The sequence below is a fragment of the Streptomyces sp. NPDC059456 genome (assembly GCF_042750055.1).
In the GTDB taxonomy this organism is placed as follows: domain Bacteria; phylum Actinomycetota; class Actinomycetes; order Streptomycetales; family Streptomycetaceae; genus Streptomyces.
Genome location: NZ_JBHYVA010000294.1, coordinates 1 through 6,803, shown reverse-complemented (window position 1 = coordinate 6,803; position 6,803 = coordinate 1). Strand labels below are relative to the sequence as shown.

Genomic DNA, 6,803 nt, shown 5'->3' with positions numbered 1-6,803 from the left:
GATTATAAACAGTCATTTTGCGGTCGCCTGCCTTTTTTTTTTATACCTCGCGGGCGGTCGGGGGGGGCAATGCCGTAATGGGGGAGCCCCACGGGGCGGCGGGGGCCGGCCGGCCGGCGATGCCGTGAGCGGCGATCTCGCCTTCGAGCAGGGCCAGTTGGGCGCCGCCGATGCCGCCGGTCTCGCCCGCGGACCAGATCCCCGGGACGGAGGTCTGCTGTGCGTCGTCCAGCACCAGCGCGACGGTGCCGTCGGCGGCGCGGCGCGTGGCGCAGCCCAGGCCGGTCGCCGGCTCCAGCTGGGGCACGAGCCCGTGACCGACGGCGACGGCGTCACAGGGGATCCTGCGGGCCGTGCCGGGCACGGGCCGCCAGTCCCGGTCGAGGCGGGCCACGGTGACGGCCTCCACCCGGTCGGTGCCGTGGGCTTCGGTCACGGCGTGCCGGGTGAGCAGCCGGATGTGCCGGCGCAGCAGGGCGCTGCCGTACGTGGCGGCCTCGGCGAGCTTGCCGGGGTTGCGCAGCAGGGCCGGGACATGGCCGGCGTAGCCGGTGTACGCGGCGGCTTCGACGACGGCCGGCACCCGGGCCCCGGCGGCCGCGAGGGACCCGGCGACGGCGAGCAGCAGCGGCCCGCTCCCGGCGACGACGACCCGTCTGCCCGGCAGGACGAGCCCGCCCTTGAGCATGGCCTGCGCCCCGCCGGCCCCGACGACGCCGGGCAGGGTCCAGCCGGGGAAGGGCAGTTGCCGTTCGTGGGAGCCGGTGGCGAGGAGCACGGCCCGGGCTTGCAGGGTCGCCGCGGCCTCCTCGGGGCCGGCGACGGCGTGCAGGGTCCAGGCCCTGCCGCCGGCGGCGGCGGTTCCGTGCGGGACCACGGTCCAGACGTGGTGGCCCGCCAGGTGGGCGATCCGGCCGGCCGCCACGTGGGCGCGCAGGGCGGCTTCGCGCGCGGCGAAGGCGGCCCACCCGTGGTGCAGGGCTTCGGGCCGGGCGGCCCCGAGACCCGGCGCGGGGTGGCGGTAGTACTGGCCGCCGGGGCGCTCCCCCGCGTCCAGGAGGACGACCCGCAGGCCGAGCCCCGCGGCCGTGACGGCGGCGGCGAGCCCGGCGGGGCCCGCGCCGACGACCGCGAGGTCGGGCAGGACCGCGTCAGACGCCGAGCTCGGCATGGCCGGTTCCCTCCTGGGTGGTGACGCAGTCCCCGGGACGGGCCGGGACGAGGCAGGCGCGCTGGTTCGGGCGCCCGTTGACGGTGACGAGGCAGTCGTAGCAGCTGCCGATCCCGCAGAACGCCCCGCGGGGGGCGCCGCCCTGACGGGTGGTCCGCCAGGCGAGGATCCCGGCGCCCCACAGCACGGCGGCGATGCTCTGCCCGGCCTGGGCGGTGAGCTCCCGCCCGTCGAAGCGCAGCACGTACGTGGCGGTGGGCGCACCGCCGACGAGGGTGCGCGGGGTCCGGCTCATCGGCGGTTCTCCTTCGCGGTGGAGCACGTCGGCCCGTCCGGCGTGCGGGGACCGGTGTCGGGGGCGGTCACGCGGTGGCCTCCGGGAAGCGGTCGGGGCGGAACGGGTCGAGCGGCAGGGCGGACGGCGCGCCCGTCAGGGCGGCGGCGATCAGCAGGCCCGTGGCCGGCGCCAGGCCGATGCCCGCGCCCTCGTGGCCGCAGGCGTGCAGCAGTCCCGGGACCCGGGGGTCCGGGCCGATCGCCGGGAGGTGGTCGGGCAGGTACGGCCGGAAACCGTGGTAGGTCCGCAGCACGCGCACGTCCCGCAGGACGGGGAACAGCGCGGCCGCCTGCACCGCGAGGCGCCGCAGGGCCTCCACCGACAGGGAGCGGTCGAAGCCGACCCGCTCCCGGGTCGCCCCGATCAGCACCGGCCCCGACGGGGTGCCCTCGACCACCGCCGAGGACTGCAGGGCCGCCGATCCGCTGGCGACGTCCGCGATGTAGTCGGCGGCGTAGACCTTGTGCCGGACCACCCTCGGCAGCGGTTCCGTCACCAGCACGAACCCGCGGCGCGGGAGCACCGGGAGGGACGCGCCGGCCAGTTCCGCGATGCGGCCGCCCCAGGTGCCGGCCGCGTTCACGACCGCGGGGGCGTGCAGTTCGCGGCGCGGGGTCCGCACCCCGCGCACCGCGCCCGGCCCGCCGGGCGACCGGAGGATCGCGGTCACCTCCTCGCCGAGGTACGCCCGCGCCCCCGAGGCGGCCAGCAGCCGGGCCGCGGCCTGGGCCGGCTGGACCTGGGCGTCCTGCGGGTAGAGGAATCCGCCCGCCGGGCCCGGGGCCAGATGGGGCTCCAGGGTGCGGAGGTCGTCGACCCCCGCCTCGACGGCTTCGACCCCGGCCGCGCGCTGGCCTGCGGCGAAATCGCGCAACGCCTTGAGCGAAGCCTCGTCCGGGGCGACGACGAGCCCGCCCTTGGCCTCGTACTCGATCTCCTGCGGGAGGACGGCGGCGAGTTCGCGCCACAGGCCGGCCGACAGCAGGGCCAGGTCGAGCTCCGGTCCCGCCTCCTTGTCGGAGACGAGCAGGTTGCCTTCCCCGGCTCCCGTCGTGCCGCCCGCGACGGGGCCGCGGTCGACGACGGCCACGGAGAGTCCGGAGCGGGCCGCGTAGTACGCGACCGCGGCGCCGACGACGCCGGCGCCGATGACCACGACGTCCAGGAAGTGTCTATGGGGCACGGCAGTAATATGTCACATTCTTTAGTCGGTGCCCAGGTGCTCCGAGGCACGTCCGGCCGGTTCCGCGGGCGGGTTCGCGGGCGGGTTCGCGGGCGGGTTCGCGGGCCGGTCCCTCCCCCCGTTCGGAAGGGACCGGCCCGGCCGCCGGATCAGCTGCGCAGCGGGCCCTCACAGCTGTAACCCGACGTCCCCGCCCTGTGGTCGGTCCAGATCTCCACCGGGCCGAAGGAACAGTTCATGTCGGCCAGGTTGTTGGAGGCCGCGCCCGCCCGGTCGAGGATGAAGTAGTCCACCGTCTCCGACATGTCCTTGAAGTTCTGGTCGTCGCTGCGCCAGTTCTTCAGGTTCGCGGTGATCCGGCCCGTACAGGTGAACCGGCGCTTGCCCGGGTCCCCGTTCTCCACGCAGTCCGGGGTGTTGTACGTGGCCGCCGCGAAGGAGGACTTCACGTTCGCGAGCGCGGAGTCACGCAGCCTGTCGTTGGCCGTGAAGACCGTGTTCGGCACGTAGAGCTGGTCGACCTTGGCGATCTGCGCGTCCAGGAAGCGGTCGTAGTCGCGCTGGAGATAGGTGTCCGCGCCCGTCCGGTGGCGCCAGGCGTCGTACCCGGCGACGTCGTTGGCCCGCAGGTGGGTGTACATCTCGCGCAGCAGCGAGGGCTTCTCGGTCCACAGGAACTCGAAGAAGGTGCCCGCGTAGTTGTAGAAGCGGAAGCCGTCGCCCTCGTACGTGGCGTTCAGCAGCTGCTCGACCGACATGCGCGGGCCGCCGCCGGCGGTGTCGCTGATGATGCCCTTGACCAGGGACTTGCGGACGGCGATGCCGTTGTCGCGGGTGGCGCCGTCGAAGAACTCGGCGGTGCCCTCGTCCATGGCGGTGGTGCGGTCGCCCTCGTACCAGGGACCCTCGCCGAAGAACCCGGGGACGGCGAAGCGGCCGTTGAGGTAGTGCGTGTACTCGTGCCGGAAGAGCTCTTCGAGGGTCAGGGAGGAGTCCTGCGGGACGCGGCGCTGGTAGGTGTAGAAGGTGGCGCCGTTCTCGATGTACATGCCGCCGTTCTCGGTGCCGTAGCCGTACAGCATCGTCTGGTAGGTCACGTAGTCGGCGCGGGAGGCGTACAGCACGATGTTCAGCGTGGTGTTGGGGTCGCCGGCCAGCGGCTGGTCGGTCCCGATGACCCGGTGGAACTGGGTCTTGACCTGCTTGCTCGCGTAGTAGAGCTGGTCGACGGTGGCCTGGTCCAGGGCCGTGCGGACCTTGATGGCGCCGTTGTCGTAGCTGTAGGTGTTCGGGAAGAGCATCTTCTCGATGTCCTCCTTGCACACCCCGTACTGCTTGCACGCGTTGTAGGTGTTCAGCCAGGAGACGACCTTCGCCCAGGGCTCGCTGCCCGTGCCCCACGCGGCCCTGACCGGCTCCAGGAGGGAACCGAGGTCGGCGGCGATCTGGTCCTGGAGGCCCTCGACCTGGCCGAAGCGGCCGTACTCGCCCAGCGCGTCGCGGACCACCCACGCGTTGGCGGTGCCCTTGAGGTGGGTGTACCCGGAGAAGGCCTTGAAGGCGGCCCGGTAGGCGGGGTCGGCCTTCGCCGCGGCGTGGAAGGCGGCGTCCTGGTTGCCCGGGTACACGCCGAGGTAGTTGACGGTGAGGGCGGCGAGGGCCGCACCGCCCCAGTTCGCGTCCCCGCTGGTCGCGGGGTGCGAGGCGTCCAGGGTGGCCAGGACCTTCTTGATCAGCCCGAGCTGGGTCTGGCGCATGCCCGGGCCGGTGGCGTAGAGGGCCTCGCGCAGCGTCCGGGCGTTGGAGGCGGTGGCGTCGAAGGTGCGTGCGGCGTTGCCGAAGTCCGTGACGGCCCGGCTCATGGCGTCGGCGGTCGCGGCGTCGGTGAGGTCGATCTCGGAGCGCGAGAAGTCGTGGTAGATGGCCGCGTGCAGGAAGGTGAACATCTCCTCCAGGTGCGAGGAGCCCCGGCCGTCGTGGGCGGCGGCCAGGCCGGATATCCGGCGGGAGACGGCCTGGACGTGCGCGTCGGACATGACGGGCGCCAGCCGGGCGTCCCAGGTCCAGATCAGCCCGCGCAGACAGCCGTCGGCGGCGACGGCGGGGTCGGCCAGGAAGTCGGCCAACTGCTCGGGGCTGAGGCCCGTGATCCCGTCGAGGGTGCAGGGGACGCCCGCGGCGACGCTCCGTGCGGTGGGCGCGGCCTGGGCGGCGGCCTCACGGCTCTTCTCGGTGCGTTCGGTGAGGCGCGCGGCCGGGGCCGCGGCGGGCGCCGCCCCGGGGACGCGGCCGTCGGCGGCCAGGCCGCCGGGTGCCTGGGCCGTCGCGGGCTTGGCCTGCCGGGGCGCGGCGAGGTGGTCGACCTCGTCGAACGGGTTCGCGCCGGGCGCACCGGAGGTGAAGGTGCCGGGCGCGGCGGCGCGGGCGGGTGCGGCCGCGGGGGCCCGGTCTGCGGTCTGGGACACGGCCTGGCCGGCGGAGGCGAGCAGCGTCACCGCGACGGCGGCGGAGAGGAGGGACGTACGCACAGCTCTGTGCTGGGACACCAAAAGCTCCTGGCTGGGAGAGGAGGTGGGGGAAGTGGTGCGTGAACTGACCTGCGTCACGCGGCGTTTGACGGGGATTCACGTGCCGCGGTGTGAGCTGTAACATAGTAATGTGAAATTGCACTGACAAGACCTGTGCGCCCACCAGTTCGCATCTTTCTCGAGGGAGCCCTCATGACCGATACCCCCTCCCCCGCCACGGGCCCGGCTTCCCGCCTCAACATCGGCAGCCACGACCTGCCCGTGTCACCGGAGTTGTCCCGTTTCATGGCGGCCGACTGGGCGCCGTCCCCCCTCCCCGACGCCGCGCGGGTCTCCGCGCACGCGCTCACCCCGGCCCGGCGCGCCCGGCTCTCGGCGCGCTTCCCGGGCGAGCGGCTCCTCGTCCCGGCCGGCGAGCTCAAGGTCCGCTCCAACGACTGCGACCACCGCTTCCGCCCGCACAGCGCGTACGCCTGGCTGACCGGGCTGACGGGCGAGGACCAGGTGGGCCACGTCCTGGTGCTGGAGCCCTCGGGCCCGCACGGCCACGAGCCCGTCCTGTACCTGCGCCCCCGCTCCCCGCGCGCGGACGGCAACGAGGAGTTCTACCGCGACCGCCGGTACGGGGAGTTCTGGGTCGGCCGCCGCCCCGACCTGGCCGAGGCGGAGCGCCTGACCGGCCTGCGCTGCGCGCACCTGGACGCGCTCGGCTCGCCGACGGGCCGCAACGCCGCCACCGACGCGGAACTGGCGGCCGCCCTGTCCGAGTTGCGGCTGGTGAAGGACGCCTGGGAGGTCGGCCAGCTCCAGCTCGCCGTCGACCACACGACCGCGGGGTTCGAGGACGTCGTACGGGCGCTGCCGCGCGCCCTGGCGCACCCGCGCGGCGAACGCTGGATCGAGGGGGTGTTCGGCCTGCGCGCCCGGGCGGAGGGCAACGGCACCGGGTACGACACGATCGCGGCGTCGGGTGCGCACGCGTGCGTCCTGCACTGGATTCGCAACGACGGCCCGCTCGACCGCGGCGATCTGCTGCTGCTGGACGCGGGCGTGGAGACCGACAGCCTCTACACGGCGGACATCACGCGCACCCTCCCGCTGTCGGGACGCTTCTCCCCCGTCCAGCGGCAGGTGTACGAACTGGTGCTGGCGGCGCAGGAGGCGGGCATGGCCGCACTGCGGCCGGGCGCGAGCTTCCGGGACTTCCACCGGGCCGGGATGCGGGTGATCGCGGAGGGCCTGGCGGAGTGGGGCGTCCTGAAGGACGCGCGCGGCGATCTGCACCGGCGGTACACGTTGTGCAGCAGCGGGCACATGCTGGGCCTGGACGTCCACGACTGCGCGAAGGCGCGCGCGGAGACCTACCTGGACGGGGTCCTGGAGGAGGGGCAGGTCCTGACGGTCGAGCCCGGCCTCTACCTCCAGCCGGACGACGAGACCCTGCCGCCCGAGCTGCGGGGCATCGGCGTCCGCATCGAGGACGACATCCTGGACACCGAGGCCGGCAACCGTAACCTGTGGGCCGGGCGCCCCCGCGCCTCGGCCGACGTCGAGGCCTGGATGGCGCGCCTCAAGGGCTGATGC

Annotated in this window: 5 protein-coding genes; 1 reads left to right on the top strand and 4 read right to left on the bottom strand. The window is 74.1% G+C overall.

What is annotated here, in order from left to right; all coding sequences use genetic code 11:
• Positions 1-40 precede the first annotated feature (40 nt).
• The 4 genes from ACFXA3_RS23865 to ACFXA3_RS23850 form a co-directional block, all read right to left on the bottom strand.
• On the bottom strand, positions 41-1,171 hold the full coding sequence (locus tag ACFXA3_RS23865; RefSeq protein ID WP_385189870.1) for an FAD/NAD(P)-binding oxidoreductase: 1,131 nt from the start codon (positions 1,169-1,171) through the stop codon (positions 41-43).
• The gene (locus ACFXA3_RS23860) at positions 1,152-1,466 is read right to left on the bottom strand and encodes a (2Fe-2S)-binding protein (protein ID WP_385189867.1); all 315 of its coding nucleotides are present in this window, start codon (positions 1,464-1,466) and stop codon (positions 1,152-1,154) included. The genes ACFXA3_RS23865 and ACFXA3_RS23860 overlap by 20 nt, the downstream gene beginning before the upstream one ends.
• Positions 1,467-1,533: 67 nt before the next feature.
• Positions 1,534-2,691: an NAD(P)/FAD-dependent oxidoreductase gene (locus ACFXA3_RS23855; RefSeq protein ID WP_385189865.1), complete on the bottom strand. Its 1,158-nt coding sequence runs from the start codon at positions 2,689-2,691 to the stop codon at positions 1,534-1,536.
• 149 nt (positions 2,692-2,840) lie between these two features.
• On the bottom strand, positions 2,841-5,237 hold the full coding sequence (locus ACFXA3_RS23850; protein ID WP_385189862.1) for a collagenase: 2,397 nt from the start codon (positions 5,235-5,237) through the stop codon (positions 2,841-2,843).
• Positions 5,238-5,411: 174 nt separating this feature from the next.
• On the opposite strand from ACFXA3_RS23850, the gene ACFXA3_RS23845 reads away from it, so the two are divergent.
• On the top strand, positions 5,412-6,800 hold the full coding sequence (locus ACFXA3_RS23845) for an aminopeptidase P family protein (protein WP_385189859.1): 1,389 nt from the start codon (positions 5,412-5,414) through the stop codon (positions 6,798-6,800).
• The last annotated feature ends 3 nt before the right edge of the window (positions 6,801-6,803 follow it).